At 47.7% G+C, this 1,503-nt stretch carries 1 pseudogene; it reads right to left on the bottom strand.

What is annotated here, in order from left to right:
- Window positions 1-479: 479 nt before the first annotated feature.
- Window positions 480-1,433, bottom strand: a pseudogene (locus tag HGP28_RS18865) (IS110 family RNA-guided transposase); the annotation flags it as partial.
- Window positions 1,434-1,503: the final 70 nt, after the last annotated feature.

The raw sequence follows: 1,503 nt of genomic DNA, 5'->3' as shown, positions 1-1,503 counted from the left end.
GGAGCCATCGTTTAATCGAACTACCAGATAGAAGAACTTTAGTTGCAGCTAAAGTCTGGGTCTCACCTTACTCGATTGGAGTGCTTATTATCCATACAAGCGTTTAAGACAGATTCCCAACGCATGGCATTTTTAGTGTTATCGTTGGGCTTTGTGTTTATGGTGGTATGGTTAAGTTCAGTGGGTGCGTTGCTCACTACTTAACGCGGTTACATGGATTCCCCCGGTTGTCAAACGTCCGCTGAACTTCAGGTTGTGGGTTTTGGACTGCCGCTCTACATTCGGCCTGTTTATCGATGATTCACATACATCGTGGCCCTGATGACTTTGCGCGACTGCGGTGCCTTATTCGTTAGATGACATGGTGACTGTCCGCCGCATTAACAGGCTCTCCGCTCGTGGTCTTAACCTATTTCCATCCATTGCGTCTGCTATGAGCCGGTGGGTAAACGGTGTTACTGAGTTAGGTGAATAACTATTTACATAGCGTAATTCTCATAGTCTGTGTGGTTGTGAAGCATTGACCAGATAATACGTGCGTTCTTTGCCGCTAAAGCCACAATGGCTCTGTTCATACCTCGTCGTTCTAATACTCCACGGCACCATTGACTGAGCCTATCTTGCTTATCGCCTAAGTTAGCAATAACGGTTCTTGCGCCATGTACGAGTAACGTTCGTAGATATTTATCGCCATGCTTTGTGATGCGTCCTAACCGTGGCTTGCCGCCCGTAGAATATTGTTTGGGTACTAAACCGAGCCAAGCTGAAAAGTCTCGGCTCTTGTCAAATTGGTCGCCATTGCCGATCGAAGCGAGTATGGCAGTGGCTGTCTGAGGGCCTATACCACGAACCTGCATGATCCGCTGTACGTTGTCGCTGACTTTAGCGAAGGCATCAAACGTCTGTTCGGTACTGTCAATGTGGCGATTAAGCGAGCGTAAGTGAGTAAAAGCATCAAAGAGAACGGCACGAGCAAGTTGTGGCAGTTCGTTGTCTGGGTTCTCCAATATTTCAGGGAATTGCTTCATGAGCGAAGCGCGACCGACTGGTATGACCAAGCCAAACTCAGCAAGCAGTGCTCGAATACGATTCATCAGTGCCGTACGTTCACGAACCCAATGCTCACGCATACGATGAACGGCAAGAATAGCTTGCTGCTCTGGGGATTTTACGGGAACAAAGCGAGTGTTAGGTCGTTGGACGGCCTCGCAAATTGCAACGGCGTCATTGAGATCATTCTTACCTTTGGTGCGATAGGGGGTGACATACTTGGCGGCAATGATGTGGGCCTCATGCCCTAATTTTTGAAGTGTTCTCGCCCAATAATGTGCACCACCACATGCTTCTAAGCCTATTCGCATGGGTGGTAAATTTGCTATTGTAGTCAGTAATTTAGCGCGAGTGACAGATTTGTGGAGGATCACTTTGCCACTGTAATAGCCCCCAATTAAAACGGACACTCATTAGTTAAGCGATAGGCTTAGACCTATCTTTAAGGAGTGC

Source organism: Vibrio agarilyticus, assembly GCF_012641465.1.
GTDB classification, from domain to species: Bacteria; Pseudomonadota; Gammaproteobacteria; order Enterobacterales; family Vibrionaceae; genus Vibrio; species Vibrio agarilyticus.
The sequence above is the reverse complement of the archived record's forward strand: the minus strand, read 5'-3'. Positions and strand labels throughout refer to the sequence as shown.